Raw genomic sequence first — 15,174 nt, 5'->3', positions numbered from 1 at the left:
GTTCCCCTATCCATGGGATCAGTTCTTATGCGCTTTGCTCTTGTCACACTGCCTCCTACCACAGAGCCGTCACCGACGGGTCAACAAGAAACAGGAGATTTTATCGATGAGCAATTTCCCCTCCCGCCCTACCCATGTTTTGCGTCGCCTGTTCGTGGCCTGCGCGATGTTCGGCCTGGCCGCCAGCGCCCACGCCGCCGGTACGCTGGAAACCGTTAAACAGAACAGCAATATCCGCATCGGCTATGCCAACGAAACCCCGTTCGCCTTTACCGAAACCGACGGCAGGGTCACCGGTGAATCACCGGAAATCGCCAAAGCCATCTTCGAAAAAATGGGTATCAAGAAGGTCGACGGCGTGTTGACCGAGTGGGGCTCGTTGATTCCAGGGCTGCGCGCCGGGCGTTTCGATGTAATTGCCGCCGGTATGTACATCACCCCTGCTCGTTGCAAGCAGGTGTTGTTCACCGATCCGCAGTATCAACTGCCGGACGCGCTACTGACAGCCAAAGGCAACCCGAAGAACCTGCACAGCTATGAAGACATCGCCAAGAACCCCGAGGTGAAGCTGGCAATCATGGCCGGCACGGTGAACCTGGCCTATGCACGGGATTCGGGGGTGAAAGATGCGCAAATCCTTCAGGTACCGGACACCACCGCCCAGTTGCAAGCCGTGCGCGCCGGACGTGCCGATGCCGCCGTGGGCACTCAACTGACCATGAAAAGTCTGGCCGCCAAAGGTGGTGAAAAAGTCGAAGCGGTCATGGCATTCAAGGACGACCCGTCGCACATCGGATACGGCGCCCTCGCCTTCCGTCCAGAAGACAAAGACTTGCGCGATGCGGTCAACGCCGAGTTGAAAAAGTGGCTGGGCTCCGAAGAGCACCTCAAGGCGGTCGCCCCTTTTGGGTTCGATAAATCCAACGTGACCGGCAAAACGGCTGCCGAGCTCTGCGCTCAATAGTCGAAACAGGCATGGCGCCACGGCGCGATGCCTATTTCCCTGCTTAATCCGGATGGCCAGGTTTAAACCATGGGTGAATTACTTCCGCTATTGATACAAGGCGCCTGGGTGACGCTTCAGGTGACAATCTTCGGTTCGCTGCTGGCGATTGTCGCGGCGATTCTCGCGGCACTGGGCCGTATGTCGCCATGGCGGCCATTGCGCTGGTTTTCCATCGCCTACATTGAAGTGTTTCGCGGGACCTCGTTGCTGGTGCAATTGTTCTGGTTGTTTTTCGTGCTGCCGCTGCCGCCGTTCAATCTCGAACTGAGTCCCTACAGCGTGGCCATCGTCGGCCTGGGGCTGCACATCGGTGCTTACGGTGCCGAGGTGATGCGCGGCGCAATCAGCTCGGTGGCCAAGGGTCAATACGAAGCGTCCACGGCGCTGAACTTCAGCGGCTACCAGCGCTTTCGCCGCATCATTCTGCCGCAGGCGTTGCTGGCCGCTATCGCACCGGGTACCAATCTACTGATCGAATTGCTGAAAAATACTTCGCTGGTGTCGTTGATCACCTTATCCGACCTGAGCTTTCGGGCTCGTCAACTGGATCAGGCAACGTTCCAAACCCTGGAAATTTTTAGCCTGGCGCTGGTGATGTATTTTGTCATGGCGCAGGCGATCAACATCGGCATGCGTCGCATTGAGCGTCATCTGGCTCGCGGGCGGATGCGAGGAGGTCTGTCATGACACTGTTCGACTGGACCTATGCCTGGCAAATCCTTCCCGATTTGCTCCGTGCCTCACTGAACACCGTGGGGATTACCCTGATCGGTTTCCTGATCGCCATTGTACTCGGGCTGTTCCTGGCCATCGGCCGACGCAGCCGCAGAGTCTGGCTGTCGTGGCCGGCCACCGCGGTGATCGAGTTCATCCGTAGCACGCCGCTGCTGATCCAAGTGTATTTCCTCTACTACGTGCTGCCCAACTACGGCGTCAGCATGAGCGCCATGCAAGTGGGGATTATCGGTATCGGCCTGCATTACGCATGCTACATCGCCGAGGTGTATCGCAGTGGCCTCGACGCCGTGCCGCGAGCGCAATGGGAAGCGGTCACAGCGTTGAACATGGCCCCCTACGGCGCCTATCGCCACATCATCCTGCCCCAGGCCCTGCGGCCAATCCTACCGCCATTGGGCAACTACCTGGTGGCGATGCTCAAGGATACGCCGGTGCTGTCGGCGATTACCGTGGTGGAAATCATGCAACAGGCCAAGAACATCGGCTCCGAGAACTTCCGCTACCTGGAACCGATCACCATGGTCGGTCTGTTTTTCCTCGCCCTGAGCATCGCCTTGGCTTATCTGGTACGGCGCCTTGAAGTGCGCCTGGAGCTACGCTAATGACTTCTCTACTCTCGACACCTGGCGGCCTTTCCCGGCACGGCAACCCGACATCGCTGCATCCGCAGGAGGCCATGGCCATGCAGGAAACCAAAGCGGTCAAGCCAATCGTCAGCTTCCAGGACGTCACCAAGAGCTACGGCAACTTTACCGTGCTCGACCACTTGAATCTGGACGTCTCACCCGGCGAGAAAGTCGCGATCATCGGTCCCAGCGGCTCCGGCAAATCTACCCTGCTACGCGTGCTGATGACACTCGAAGGTATCGATGACGGGCTGATCCGCATCGAGGACGACCTGTTGACCCACATGCTTAACCGCAACGGTGTGCTGGTGCCGGCCAATGATCGGCATATTCGTCGAGTGCGCGGCAAAATCGGCATGGTGTTCCAGAGTTTCAACCTGTTTCCACACATGACAGCGCTGCAAAACGTCATTGAGGCACCCGTCCAAGTCCTTGGCATGAAACCGACCGAGGCGCGCGAGCGAGCAGCAGACTTGCTGGAACTGGTGGGCTTGGGCAGCAAACTCGGACATTACCCTTCGCAACTGTCCGGCGGTCAGCAACAACGGGTGGCGATTGCCCGGGCACTGGCCATGCGCCCGAAAGTCATGCTGTTCGACGAAGTAACCTCCGCGCTCGACCCGGAACTGTGTGGCGAAGTGCTCAATGTGATCCGTAAACTCGGCACCGAACACAACCTGACCATGCTGATGGTGACGCACCAAATGGGTTTCGCCCGCGAGTTCGCCGACCGTGTGTGCTTTTTCTATAAGGGGCAGATTCATGAGCAGGGCACCCCGGCACAAATCTTCGAACACCCGCGGCAAGAACGCACCTGTGCGTTTCTCAGTGCGGTGAAGGAAGCCAACTAGGTGTCGCGCTAACGCCTGATTGAGCCTCCCCAGCCGAGCACCGATCCGCCGCGCGCGAAACACGCCGTCAACGCCTCCAACCCCATCGGCTTGGCAAAGTAATACCCCTGGGCCTGCCCCGCGCCCATTTCGCGCAACAGCTCCAGGGTCGCGGCGTCCTCGACGCCTTCGGCCACCACGCTCAGGTCCAACGATTCGGCCATGCGCACAATCGCCCGGACGATCGCGCGACTGCGCGAGCTGGTGGTCAGTTCGAGGATAAACGACTTGTCGATCTTCAAGCCGCTGAAGCGGTATTGATGCACATAACTCAGGGAGGAAAACCCCGCCCCGAAGTCGTCGAGCACCACCGACATGCCGTGGTCGGCCAGTTGCTGCATGGTCCGTCGGGCCATCGCCGGCTCGGCGACCAGCGCACCTTCGGTGAGCTCCAGGCAGATCCGCGACGGCGAGACCTGGTGCCTGGCCAACAGTGCCAGCACCTCACTGGCGAAGTCCGGGCGTGTCATGCTGTAGCTGGAGCAGTTGACGTGCACCGGCGGCCAGTTGGCGTGCTGGGGTTGGGCGAGGATCACGGCAATGCTGGTCAGCATGTACAGGTCAAGTCGACCGATCAGGCGCAAGCCCTCAAAGTCCGGCAGAAACTCGCCCGGCGCGATCACCCGGCCACCCGGCTGATGCCAGCGGACCAGCGCTTCAAGGGCCAACAGTTCACCGCTGTCGACGCTGACAATCGGTTGGAAAGACGGCAGCAATTCATCGGTGCGCTTAAGCGCATTGCGCAAGGCACCTTCACGTTCGACCTGGTCCGAGACTTGGCGACGCACTTCCTGGTTGAATACCGCGTAGCTGTCGCGCCCCGCGCTCTTGACCCGGTACATCGCCGCATCGGCATCGCGCAGCAAGTCAGCCGGCTCGTGGTGGAACTGGCTGTCGGCACTGACAATACCGATACTGCAGGACGAAAAGACTTCATGGCCATTGATGAAAAACGGCAGTTCAAACGCCCCCAGGACCCGCTCGGCGATGTCGATGACTACGTCCAGTGACGCCTCGGGAGCGAGCACCGAAAACTCATCGCCTCCCACCCGCGCCAACATATCGGTATCGCGTAGGCAGCCGCGCAGACGGTCGGCTGCCTGTATCAGCAACAGGTCGCCGAAATGATGGCCGAGACTGTCGTTGACCATCTTGAAGCGGTCGAGGTCGATGAACATCACCGACAGGTGCCCGCCTTCGCTGTCGAACCGCGACCAGGCCTGATTGAGGCGCTGTTGCAGGTAGGTACGATTGGCTAGCCCGGTCAGCGCATCATGGGAGTTTTCATGCTGCAACTTGGCGTTGGCGTGATCGAGTTCGCGGGTGCGGTTCTGCACCCGTGCCTCAAGCATCAAGTTGGCGGCATGGATGGCTTCTGCGGCGGTGCGACGCGACAACGCCGTGTCGATGTGTCGCGACACGAATGTCAGCAGTTCCTGGTCGCGCAAGGTGTAGCGCACCTGCGAGGTGTAGCTTTGTACCGCCAGCACGCCGCGCACCGCATCGCCATCGAACAGTGGAATGCCCAGCCAAGAGTAGGATCGGACAGACTCATGGGCCCTTTCGGTTTCGCCGCTCGCCGACAATCGCTCGGACTCCTCGGTGTCGACCAGACAAGGGCGACGCTGACGGATAACGTACTCGGTCAACCCCAGGCGCCCACGCCGTGCCGCCGGGCAGGTGGTCCGTCGCTCATCGGCATAGTACGGAAAGGTCACTTCGCCGGTCGCTTCGTCGAACAGTGCGATGTAGAAGTTCTGCGCGAACAGCAGCTCGCCGACAATGCCATGCAGGCTTTCAAACAACTCGGCCATGTCGCCGGGGCGGCTCGACAGTTCGGCAATCTGGAACAACGCGCTCTGCAGATGTTCGGCGCGCTCGCGGTCGACCACTTCCTGCCTCAAGGCATCGTTGAGCGCCGAAAGCTCCAGGGTGCGGCGTATCACCGTCTCTTCCAGGTCCTCCCGGTGCAGAATCCGGTCAAGCGCCATGGCCACGTGGCGAGCCACCACCAGAAACAGCGCGCGATCTTCGGCACTGTAGATACGGGCCACGTCGTAGACCTGCATCGCAAGCATGCCAAACACCTCGTCCGAGGCATTTTTCAACGGTGCGCCCATCCAAAACTCGGGACGATCGCCCACGCAATGGAAACGACCTTCGGCCTCGGCTGCGAGAATAGCGGCGGAGTCGATCAACAACGGCTGACCGCTGGTCAACACCTGGCCAGTCAAAGACAGGTGCGCAGCATCGAGGTATTCGTAGTTCTCGGATTCCAGGGCATCCACATCGATAATGTCGACGTAATACGGGTAGTCGATCTTGCCAGTGAGCGGGTCATACAGCGCGAGATAGAAGTTTTCGGCGTCGATCAGGCTGGCCAGCAGTTGATGAACTCCCACCAGAAACACCGAGCGGTCGCGGGTCGAACTGGCCAGGTAGGTGATCTCATACAGCACGCGTTGAGTGATCTGCGCACGGGCCAGGGTATCGGTCTGTACCTGAATACCCAGGCGTTGGGCAAACTCGGCGAGCGCCGGTTGCGTGGCTTCTTCAGCTGGCGCGAGCAGCCAACCCAGCACATTTTCGCCTCTGCCGGTCGGCCAGCGATGCAACCGGCGGCTCAGGCAAAAGGCCTCGAATTGATCATTGGCAACGCTTGAGGGCCACTGCAACGACGGGTCACCCTGCCCAATCAGATGCATCTGATCACCGGCGCGGTAAACCGCCCAAGCGCTGGAGTGGACCCAATTGCGCGCTGAGTCCAGCAAATGTTCGGTTGTGTCCTTACTGCCCGCATAGGTCATGTCGAGCGTATCGGGATTGCCTTTCAATTGAGAGGTGAGAACACCGCAATCGTTCGATTGCAGTGGGGAGTCGGTCAATGGACGAACACTCATCAGCGCCCCCTGAGCCAAAAAACGGGTGATATTCACTGACTGAATACCGGCAATGTGCCTGACAAGTAAAGCCTATAGTTTTTTTTCAATGGTTTATTCCCTGGTGCCAATCCAGGCTAAAGCCTCACTACAGTGATAGCATACTGCCTCTATTGGCGCGTCATGGAAATGGCCGTCTGGCATGATTCTTTTAAATCGACCAATAATGGTTTAGCCAAACGGGTTCTTCCTCCAACGATCAATTCGCAGGGACTCCCAAGAGGTTTGATGGCCGTGGGAGTCGGCTTACCGACTCCCTAGCCTCAGGCCAGTTCGCTACGCAGTTGGCGAGCGGCTGCAACCATGTGTACCAGGGCCGCTTCGGTTTCCGACCAGCCGCGGGTTTTCAGGCCGCAGTCCGGATTGACCCACAGGCGCTCGGCGGGAATGCGCTGAGCGGCCTTGCGCAGCAGGTGGGCCATCTCGCCGGCATCCGGTATGCGTGGCGAGTGGATATCGTAGACGCCCGGGCCGATTTCGTTCGGATAAGCGAAGGCTTCGAACGCCTCCAGTAGCTCCATGTCGGAACGAGACGTCTCGATGGTAATCACGTCGGCATCCATCGCCGCGATAGACTCGATCACATCATTGAACTCGCTGTAGCACATGTGGGTGTGGATCTGGGTTTCGTCACGCACGCCGCAGGCGCACAGGCGAAACATTTCGGTCGCCCAGTCCAGGTAGTGGCGCCATCGTGCCTGGCGCAACGGCAGTCCTTCACGGAATGCGGCTTCGTCGATCTGCACGATCTTGATGCCGGCGGCTTCCAGGTCCACCACTTCGTCGCGAATCGCCAGAGCCAGTTGACGAGCCTGGGCTTCGCGGCTTATGTCTTCACGCGGGAAGGACCACATCAACAGGGTCACGGGACCGGTCAGCATGCCTTTCATCACCTTGTCGGTGAGGCCTTGGGCGTAGCGGATCCACTCCACGGTCATGGCCTGCGGACGACTCAGGTCGCCGAAGATCACCGCCGGTTTCACACAGCGCGAACCGTAGCTCTGGACCCAGCCGAAGCGGGTGAGCAGGTAGCCGTCGAGTTGCTCGGCGAAGTACTCGACCATGTCGTTACGTTCGGCTTCACCGTGGACCAGCACGTCCAAGCCCAGGCGTTCCTGCACTTGCACGGCGTGACGGATCTCGCTCTGCATTGCCTCGGTGTATTGGGCCTCGCTCAGCTTGCCCTCCTTGAACGAGTGACGCGCCAGGCGGATCGAAGCGGTCTGCGGGAACGAGCCGATGGTGGTGGTCGGGAACAGTGGCAAGGCCAGGACGGCGCGCTGTTTGTCGATACGCTCGACGAACAGCGAGTGACGCCGGCTGTCCTTGCTGGTGATCGCCGCCACGCGAGCCTGCACGGCCGGCTTGTGGATACGTGGCGAGGCAGCGCGAGCGGCCTGAACGGCACGGCTTTGTGCCAGAGCCTGCACGCTATCGGCGGCTCGCGGTTCGTTCACGACGCGGGCCAGCACGGCTACTTCCTCGCACTTCTGGAGAGCAAAGGCCAGCCAGCTTTTCAGCTCGGCATCGAGCTTGTCTTCACGACTCAGGTCGACCGGGCAGTGCAGCAGCGAGCAGGACGGTGCGACCCACAGCCGGTCGCCCAGGCGCTCATTGGCGTGTCTCAGGGTCGCCAGGGCGTTGTCCAGGTCACAGCGCCAGACATTACGACCATTGACCAGGCCCAGCGATAACACCTTGTAGGCCGGCAGGCGGTCGAGGATGGTCGGGTACTGCTCGGGCGCGCGCACCAGATCGACGTGCAAGCCGTCGACCGGCAGGTTGGCAGCCAGCCCGAGATTATCCTCTAGGCCGCCAAAATAGGTGGCGACCAATTTCCTCAACGGATCGCGCTGGATCAGGTTGTAGGCACGCTCGAAGGCATTTTTCCATGCTTGTGGCAGGTCGAGGACCAGGATCGGCTCATCGATCTGTACCCACTCCACGCCCTGGGCCGCCAAGCGCTGGAAGACCTGGCCGTACAGCGGCAGCAGACGGTCGAGTAGCTCCAACTTGTCGAATTCGACACCCTTGGCCTTGCCCAACCACAGGTAGGTCAACGGGCCGATGATCACCGGCTTGACAGTGTGCCCCAGGGCCTGGGCTTCCTCGACCTCTTCGAACAGTTGATCCCAGCCCAACTGGAATTGTTGGTCGACGCTGAACTCAGGTACCAGGTAGTGATAGTTGGTGTCGAACCACTTGGTCATCTCCTGGGCGTGGGCACCGCCACAGCAATTGTCGCCGACACCGCGGGCCATGCCAAACAGGGTTTGCAGGGTGGCCTTGCCATCGTGCGGGCGAAAGCGCTCGGGGATCACGCCGAACATCAGCGAGTGGGTCAAGACCTGGTCGTACCAGGCAAAGTCGCCGACCGGCAACAGCTCGATTCCGGCGTTCTTCTGCAAATCCCAGTGGGCCTTGCGCAGCTCCACGCCAACGGCACGCAAGCCCGCTTCGTCGAGTTCGCCCTTCCAGAAAGCTTCCTGTGCCTTCTTCAGTTCACGATCGCGGCCAATGCGCGGAAATCCAAGGGAATGGGCCAAAGCCATGACAAAAACTCCAATGTGTTTGATGGAGCCCATTGTCGATACTCGTCACAAAGTGAGACAATCTCATTTTAATACTGATGATCACAAATTTATCTCATGATTCAATGATCAATATCCGTCCGCTGCAAACCATTTTGTGGTCTGTACGGTAGGTTCGTTCGCTCAAGTTCGGTTGCCACAGCCACGGGTATCACGCGCGGAGCAACAGATCAGACGCCATGTGCAAGCTTGAGTAGCGGGTGCGGCAGATTGCCGCCGGCCTTTGCCGAGCGCTCTCGACGTGGCAAGATCACAGCTTTCTCCTTGCCCCGGACCGGGACCCCACGTGCCGCGTACTCGAACTCAGCAACGATTCGCTACCTGGCTGGCCATGCTGGCCCTGGGTCTGTTGCTGTTCGTACCGACAATTTCCCGCACCGTCCAGGCCCTGGAGCACCAACCGCCGGACGGAGCCTGGTGTTCCGCACATGTCATGGGCGCCACCGAGCACCAGCATCCCGCTGGCGAGTCTGGCCATGGCGGCGTTCACGAAGCGCTTGACGCGTGTGGCTACTGTTCGTTGTTTCACGACAGCCCGGCTCTGCTCTGGGCTGTGACGATACTGCCACCGCAAGTGCCCGCCGCAGCGACGGCCACGCGCTGCAAGACGCCCATCCCACCGTATCAATGGCCGCTGGATCTGTGTCCTCGCGGACCGCCCCAGGCCTGATCCAGGCGTTCCCTAAAAAACAAACCACCCGCTGAACATCACGAGCGCTGCTGCGCCCGTGGTTTTTCAAGTGTTTTGTCGTTCTGAATCACGGACTTATATCGATGCCTATCACCCGCCCACAACGCGCCCTCGCCGCGTTGACGCTTGTGGCCGCCCCAGCGCTGGCCGAACGCCGCTCGAGCCTGAACACGACTTTGCTTTCGGCCCTGGTCAGCAGCCTGGTATTACTGCCGAGCGCCCTACCGGTACAGGCCGACACCCTCGCCTCGTCCACCCACGGCGCCGAGCAGAAAACCGCTGTCAATCCCATCGTCCTCGGCAGTGTCACGGTAACCGCCGACGATCAGGTACAACCGCTGCCCCATGCCGTCGCCAGCGCACCGGCGGTAGTGGAAAGCCGTAGCGCCGAACAGATCAACGATAGCGTCAACCTGATGACCTCGGCACAAGCCCTGAAGTACTTACCGAGCATCGAAGTGCGCGAACGCTATATCGGCGACCGCAACAGCATCGTGGCCACCCGCACCACCGGGACGGTGTCCAGCGCCCAGTCGTTGGTCTACGCCGACGACCTGCTGCTTTCCAACCTGTTGGGCAACAGCTACAACTTCCCACCGCGATGGGGCCTGGTGTCGCCCAGCGAGATTTCCCGCGTCGATGTCATGTATGGCCCGTTCAGCGCGCTCTATCCGGGGAACTCGCTGGGCGGCGTGGTAACCCTGGAAACACGGATGCCGACCCGCCCGGAATTCCATGCGGCGATCACTGGCGCGCAGCAGGACTTCAAGCTCTATGGCAGCCACGAAAACTCCACCAGCGGCAATGTCAGCCTGGCCGGCGGCAATCGCGTCGGGCCGTTCTCGGCCTGGGTCTCCTACAACCATCTCGACGCCCAGGGCCAGCCGATGAGCTTCGCCACCGCTAACCTCTCGGGTCGGCCAGCCGCCGCTTCGGCCACGCCGGTCAGCGGCGCCCACCAGGACACCGACCAAAACGGCAATCGGCGCCTGGTGTTCGGCGGTTATGCCCGCGACCATAGCGTCCAGGACCAGGCCAAGCTCAAGCTCAGTTGGGACATCGACCCGGACATCACCGCCATTTACACCTTGGGCTTGTGGGCCGACGAATCGCATACCAGCGTCGACAGCTACCTGAAGAACAGCGCCGGCCAGACTTTCTACAACGGCCCGGTGAATATCGACGGCAACGCTTATACGGTGTCCGGTCTCAACCCAGGCAGCACCGATGAGTTGCATATGCTCAACGCCCTGTCGCTGGGCAGCGATACCCAGGGAGCATTCGACTGGCACGCGGCCTACAGCAACTACCGCTACCTCAATGAAGAATCGCGCTCGGCTTCCAGCTACGGCCAGACCCTGGCCGGCACACGCCAGGTACAGGACGGCACCGGCTGGCAGACCGGCGAACTTCGCGGCATCTGGCGACCACAGCCGCTGTTCGACCAGACACATGAAATCACCTTCGGCTATCACATCGATGACTACCTGCTCGAGCAGCAGACCTACCAGGTCAGTAACTGGAAGACCGGCGGCGACGGCCCGAAGAGCGCCGCCTCCGGTGGCGAGACCCGCACCCAGGCGCTGTACCTGCAGGACACCTGGAAACTGGCCCCGCGCTGGACCCTGACCCTGGGCGGTCGCGAGGAATACTGGCAAGCCTTCGACGGTTTCAACCTCAACACCTCGACCACCCCGACGCAGGTCAACTACCCCACGCAGCGCCGCCATAACTTCTCGCCCAAGGCGGCACTGGCGTTCGACATTACCCCGGCGCTGCAAACCCGCTTGTCGTTCGGGCGCGCGGTGCGCTACCCAACGGTGAGTGAGCTGTTCCAGCAGGTCACCAGCGGCAACCAACTGGTGCAGAACAATCCCGACCTCAAACCCGAAGACATGCGCTCCTATGACTGGACCACGCAATACAGCTGGGATCAACGGCAATTGCGCGTCTCACTGTTCCAAGAGAACCGTCGCAACGCCCTGTTCTCGCAGACGGACACCACGCTCAGCCCCAACCTGACGCAGATCGAAAACATCGACCGCGCGCGCATCCGTGGCATGGAAACCGCGCTCGATGCCCAGGACGTCGGCCTGGTGGGCCTGGAGCTGTCGGGAAGCATCACCTACGCCGAATCCGAGGTGCAGCAGGACACTCGGGCACCCGCCGCTGAAGGCAAGGCGTTCCCACGTATCCCGCGCTGGCGCAGCCGGGTTTCGGCGATCTACCACCCGAACGCGCAACTGACTTACGCCCTCGGCTACCGCTACTCCAGTGCCGCCTACAGCACCCTACTGAACACCGACAGCAACCACGACACCTATGGCGGTATCAGTCACTACAGTGTGTTCGACGTCAAAGTCAGCTACAAGATCGACGCGCACCTCAGCGCCTCGGCCGGCATCGACAACCTGGGCAATGAACAGTACTTCGTCAGCCATCCCTATCCACAACGCACGGCCTTCCTGGGGCTCAACTATGACTACTGATCGGCCCGCCAACGACACCGCCCACCCTAGCGCAAGCTCTGCCCCCTTGAATATGTTCAGCGTTTCCTCGCCCTCCCGGCCCCGCTACCGCGCCGGGCTCTACCGGCTGATCTGGCGCTGGCATTTCTATGCCGGGTTGTTCTGTATTCCCTTCGTTCTAGCCCTGTCGCTGAGCGGTTCGATCTACCTGTTTCATCCACAGCTCGACGCCTGGCTCGACGGCCCCTACAACCAAGTCCGGGCCGATGCGCCACGGCGTCCGATCAGCGAACAGTTGCAAGCAGCGCTGGCGTTGGTGCCGGGTGGCGTGCTCAACGCCTACCAGTTGCCCGATGGCCCGACCAAGGCAACGCAGATCCTGGTCGGTAAAGGCGATGCGCTGCTGCGGGTCTATATCGACCCGGTGACCGCCAAGGTGGTGCACCAAGTGGCAGACGACGAGCGCTTCACCCGCCAGTTGTTCCACTTGCACGGCGAATTGCTGATGGGCGGGCTCGGCTCGGCCCTGGTGGAACTGGCCGCCGGCTGGACCCTGGTCATGCTGCTCTCGGGACTCTACCTCTGGTGGCCGAAAGACGACCGCCTGGCTGGGGTCCTCTATCCACGGGTGGGCCGACGTGGCCGGTTGTTCTGGCGTGACCTGCACGCCGTGGTCGGCTTTTGGATTTCGCTGTTCGCCATCTTGTTGATTCTCAGCGGTCTGCCTTGGGCGACCTTCTGGGGTGGCGCGCTGAAGGAGCTGCGCCAGTGGGTCGCCAGTCACGCCGTGGAACAAGACTGGACCACTGGCCGCGCCTCGGAACTGGCCCAGCGGCGGGCGATGAACCTGCCTGTGAGCGACCAGCATGCAAACATGCCCGGCATGCACCACGACATGCCCATGTCCACACCGATGAATACCTTGGCCACCCCGGACTACAGCCCGCTCGAGCGACTTGCACCGATGGTCCAAGCCCTGGGACTGCCGTCGCCGGTGCTGATCTCGCCGCCCTCGGCACGGGCACCGAACTGGACCGCCCGCTCTGACACCGCCAACCGTCCGCAACGCACCCACCTAACGCTCGACCCCGTCAATGCCACGGTGCGCCAGCGCGTCGACTTCAGCCAGCGGCCACTGCTCGACCGCGTCATCGGTTATGGGGTGGCGGTCCATGAAGGCCAACTGTTCGGCCTGGCTAATCAGTTGCTCGGTCTGTTCACCACCTTTGGCCTGATGACCCTGTCGCTCAGCGCCCTGGTGCTCTGGTGGCGCCGCCGCCCGCAGGGTGCGCTCGGTGCGCCGCCCGCCCTGGCCGAGAGCCGTTACCCAGCCGTCATGCTCGGCGTGCTGGGGCTACTGGGCGTTTACCTACCGTTGCTGGGGGCGTCCATGTTGGTGTTGTGGTTACTGGAGCGGTGCGTGCTATCACGCATCGCGCCGCTGCGCCGTTTCCTCGGCCTAATGGCCTAAGAGTGACGGCAGGGGGCGTAAGCTTCCTGCCGTCGCCACCGACGATGATTTATTGCGCAGCGGCCCGAGCAACGCGATAGACCGACAGGCAATAGAACACCAGCGCCACCCCTGCCAACACGCCGCCCACCACGCCGATATAGGCAAACCCCAGTTGCCGCCCGACCCAACTGCCCATCAGCGCCCCGCCGCCAATTCCGATGTTGTAGATCCCCGAGAACAGCGCCATGGCCACATCGGTTGCATCCGGTGCCAGCACCAGGACCTCGCGCTGCAGCGACAGACCGAAGCCCATGATCGCCATGCCCCAGAACACGCTGAGCACACCCAGTGTCGAAACGTCGCCGCTCAACGGCAACAGCAAGGCCAGGCACACCGCCAGCAACGAGGTGGCCGCGATCAGAAAGCGCTGTGGATGTTGCCGATTGAATCGACTGAACAGCAACGACCCGAAAATTCCCGCGCCACCGAACAGCAGTAGGATCAGGGTCACCACCTCGCCGCCCATGCCCGCCACCGACTCGATGAACGGTTCGATATAGCTGTAGGCCGTGAACTGAGCCGTGATCACCGTTGCCGTCAGCCCGTAGACCGCCACCAGGGCTGGCCGCTTGAATAGCACGGGCAGGCTTCTCAAGGAACCCGAATTCTGGCTCGGCAACAGCGGCAGGGTCCTGGCCAGCCACAGCACCAGCGCGCCCGCCATCAAGGCAATCGCCAGGAAGGTCGTTCGCCAGCCCATGGCTTCGCCCAGCAATCGACCCAGGGGAATGCCCAGCACCATTGCCAGGGAAGTGCCGGTCGCCAGCAGGCCCAGTGCCTGTACCTGCTTGCCCGCTGGCGCGACACGCACCGCGAGGGAGGCAGTGATGGACCAGAACAGCGCATGGGACAAGGCAATGCCGATGCGGCTCACCATCAGCACGTCAAAGCCGCTCGCCAGGCTGGACAGCACATGGCTGGCAATAAACAGCCCGAACAGCACCACCAACAATTTGCGTCGCTCGATGTTGCGAGTAAGCAGCATGATGGGTAGTGACGTGAGGGACACCACCCAGGCGTAGAGAGTGAGCATCAGCCCGACTTGCGCGGTGGACATATCGAAGCTGTCGCCGATGGCGCTCAACAGGCCGACCGGCACGAACTCGGTGGTGTTGAAGACAAAGGCGGCCAGGGCCAATGCGATGACTTGGTGCCAGTTGCCGGTGTGTTCAGGTGCGGGGGCGTTCATTGGAAATCCATCATGCGCTATCAAGAAAAATCAAGCGCCGATGGTGTATGCACCGGGCGCTTGAAAGAACAGCAAGTCGAGGTGAAATGGCAGCAAGTATCGCTCCTTGGAGGGGATTGATTGTTGGAAAGTTGCGATCAACACTCTGAAAATTCTGCGGCCTTTCTCCCATCAGACCTTCAAACGCTCCCCCAGCAGCTGATCGACAGTCAAACGGCAAGCCTGGCTTGCGGTTCTGTCGCTATAATGCTCGGCGACAGGTGACTATCCACCGGCCATCAATCTGCCCCTCACAGTCGAAGGTCTAAAAATGCCAAAGACACTGCCAGCAGGCGCCTCGACGGCCACCGCGACAGACATCGAACGATCCATCCAGGCGCTGAACAAAATGGCTGAGCGGCTTTGGGGAGACGGCCGCGAGAGCGAGGCAAAAGCACTCCTCGATGCCTTGGATGCGTTGAACCGAGCACTGGACAGGATCCGCATCGGTGAGAGTCGCAAAATAGTGACGCTTCATTGAATT

The 15,174-nt window shown here is 61.0% G+C and carries 11 protein-coding genes; 8 read left to right on the top strand and 3 right to left on the bottom strand.

Translation table 11 applies throughout. The features are described 5' to 3' along the window. The first annotated feature begins 106 nt into the window (after positions 1–106). The 4 genes from ehuB to ehuA all read left to right on the top strand — a co-directional run bounded on the left by ehuB (position 107) and on the right by ehuA (position 3,221). Complete coding sequence (ehuB, locus tag AWM79_RS14495) at positions 107–964, top strand: ectoine/hydroxyectoine ABC transporter substrate-binding protein EhuB (protein ID WP_060783126.1); 858 nt, start codon at positions 107–109, stop codon at positions 962–964. Positions 965–1,033: 69 nt separating this feature from the next. Beyond that, the gene (gene ehuC, locus AWM79_RS14490; RefSeq protein WP_017132398.1) at positions 1,034–1,693 is read left to right on the top strand and encodes an ectoine/hydroxyectoine ABC transporter permease subunit EhuC; all 660 of its coding nucleotides are present in this window, start codon (positions 1,034–1,036) and stop codon (positions 1,691–1,693) included. Further along, a complete protein-coding gene (ehuD, locus tag AWM79_RS14485; protein WP_060783125.1) occupies positions 1,690–2,346 on the top strand; it encodes an ectoine/hydroxyectoine ABC transporter permease subunit EhuD in 657 nt (218 codons plus the stop codon). The genes ehuC and ehuD overlap by 4 nt, the downstream gene beginning before the upstream one ends. 80 nt (positions 2,347–2,426) lie before the next feature. Beyond that, on the top strand, positions 2,427–3,221 hold the full coding sequence (gene ehuA / locus AWM79_RS14480; protein ID WP_017132397.1) for an ectoine/hydroxyectoine ABC transporter ATP-binding protein EhuA: 795 nt from the start codon (positions 2,427–2,429) through the stop codon (positions 3,219–3,221). Between the two features lie 8 nt (positions 3,222–3,229). Here ehuA and AWM79_RS14475 read toward each other — a convergent pair whose 3' ends face one another. Both AWM79_RS14475 and metE read right to left on the bottom strand, forming a co-directional pair. Further along, entirely contained in the window at positions 3,230–6,160 is a 2,931-nt protein-coding gene (locus AWM79_RS14475; protein WP_060783992.1) for a sensor domain-containing phosphodiesterase, read from the bottom strand. 302 nt (positions 6,161–6,462) lie between these two features. Beyond that, on the bottom strand, positions 6,463–8,751 hold the full coding sequence (metE, locus tag AWM79_RS14470; protein WP_060783124.1) for a 5-methyltetrahydropteroyltriglutamate--homocysteine S-methyltransferase: 2,289 nt from the start codon (positions 8,749–8,751) through the stop codon (positions 6,463–6,465). A gap of 325 nt (positions 8,752–9,076) precedes the next feature. Here metE and AWM79_RS14465 point away from each other — a divergent pair, with 325 nt between their 5' ends. The 3 genes from AWM79_RS14465 (at position 9,077) to AWM79_RS14455 (ending at position 13,420) form a co-directional block, all read left to right on the top strand. Then, positions 9,077–9,460, top strand: a complete 384-nt coding sequence (locus AWM79_RS14465) for a DUF2946 domain-containing protein (protein ID WP_156430112.1) — start codon at positions 9,077–9,079, stop codon at positions 9,458–9,460. A gap of 104 nt (positions 9,461–9,564) precedes the next feature. Next, on the top strand, positions 9,565–11,970 hold the full coding sequence (locus tag AWM79_RS14460) for a TonB-dependent receptor (RefSeq protein ID WP_060783122.1): 2,406 nt from the start codon (positions 9,565–9,567) through the stop codon (positions 11,968–11,970). Continuing rightward, entirely contained in the window at positions 11,960–13,420 is a 1,461-nt protein-coding gene (locus AWM79_RS14455) for a PepSY-associated TM helix domain-containing protein (RefSeq protein ID WP_244159560.1), read from the top strand. Before AWM79_RS14460 ends, AWM79_RS14455 begins: the two co-directional genes overlap by 11 nt. Positions 13,421–13,469: 49 nt before the next feature. On the opposite strand, the gene AWM79_RS14450 is transcribed toward AWM79_RS14455, so the two are convergent. Further along, positions 13,470–14,651, bottom strand: coding sequence for a sugar transporter (locus tag AWM79_RS14450; RefSeq protein ID WP_060783121.1), 1,182 nt, complete (start codon positions 14,649–14,651; stop codon positions 13,470–13,472). Between the two features lie 310 nt (positions 14,652–14,961). Here AWM79_RS14450 and AWM79_RS14445 point away from each other — a divergent pair, with 310 nt between their 5' ends. After that, the gene (locus AWM79_RS14445; protein WP_017132391.1) at positions 14,962–15,171 is read left to right on the top strand and encodes a hypothetical protein; all 210 of its coding nucleotides are present in this window, start codon (positions 14,962–14,964) and stop codon (positions 15,169–15,171) included. Positions 15,172–15,174: the final 3 nt, after the last annotated feature.

This window comes from Pseudomonas agarici, assembly GCF_001543125.1.
Taxonomy (GTDB): Bacteria; Pseudomonadota; Gammaproteobacteria; order Pseudomonadales; family Pseudomonadaceae; genus Aquipseudomonas; species Aquipseudomonas agarici.
This window is presented reverse-complemented; position numbering and strand designations above follow the sequence as displayed.

Bases quoted from the DNA above. Each gene is read 5' to 3' on its own strand.
- ehuC (WP_017132398.1), top strand. From the start codon at position 1,034: ATGGGTGAATTACTTCCGCTATTGATACAAGGCGCCTGGGTGACGCTT.
- AWM79_RS14455 (WP_244159560.1), top strand. From the start codon at position 11,960: ATGACTACTGATCGGCCCGCCAACGACACCGCCCACCCTAGCGCAAGC.
- AWM79_RS14475 (WP_060783992.1), bottom strand. From the start codon at position 6,160: ATGAGTGTTCGTCCATTGACCGACTCCCCACTGCAATCGAACGATTGC.
- AWM79_RS14445 (WP_017132391.1), top strand. From the start codon at position 14,962: ATGCCAAAGACACTGCCAGCAGGCGCCTCGACGGCCACCGCGACAGAC.
- ehuA (WP_017132397.1), top strand. From the start codon at position 2,427: ATGCAGGAAACCAAAGCGGTCAAGCCAATCGTCAGCTTCCAGGACGTC.
- AWM79_RS14450 (WP_060783121.1), bottom strand. From the start codon at position 14,651: ATGAACGCCCCCGCACCTGAACACACCGGCAACTGGCACCAAGTCATC.
- ehuD (WP_060783125.1), top strand. From the start codon at position 1,690: ATGACACTGTTCGACTGGACCTATGCCTGGCAAATCCTTCCCGATTTG.
- AWM79_RS14460 (WP_060783122.1), top strand. From the start codon at position 9,565: ATGCCTATCACCCGCCCACAACGCGCCCTCGCCGCGTTGACGCTTGTG.
- ehuB (WP_060783126.1), top strand. From the start codon at position 107: ATGAGCAATTTCCCCTCCCGCCCTACCCATGTTTTGCGTCGCCTGTTC.
- metE (WP_060783124.1), bottom strand. From the start codon at position 8,751: ATGGCTTTGGCCCATTCCCTTGGATTTCCGCGCATTGGCCGCGATCGT.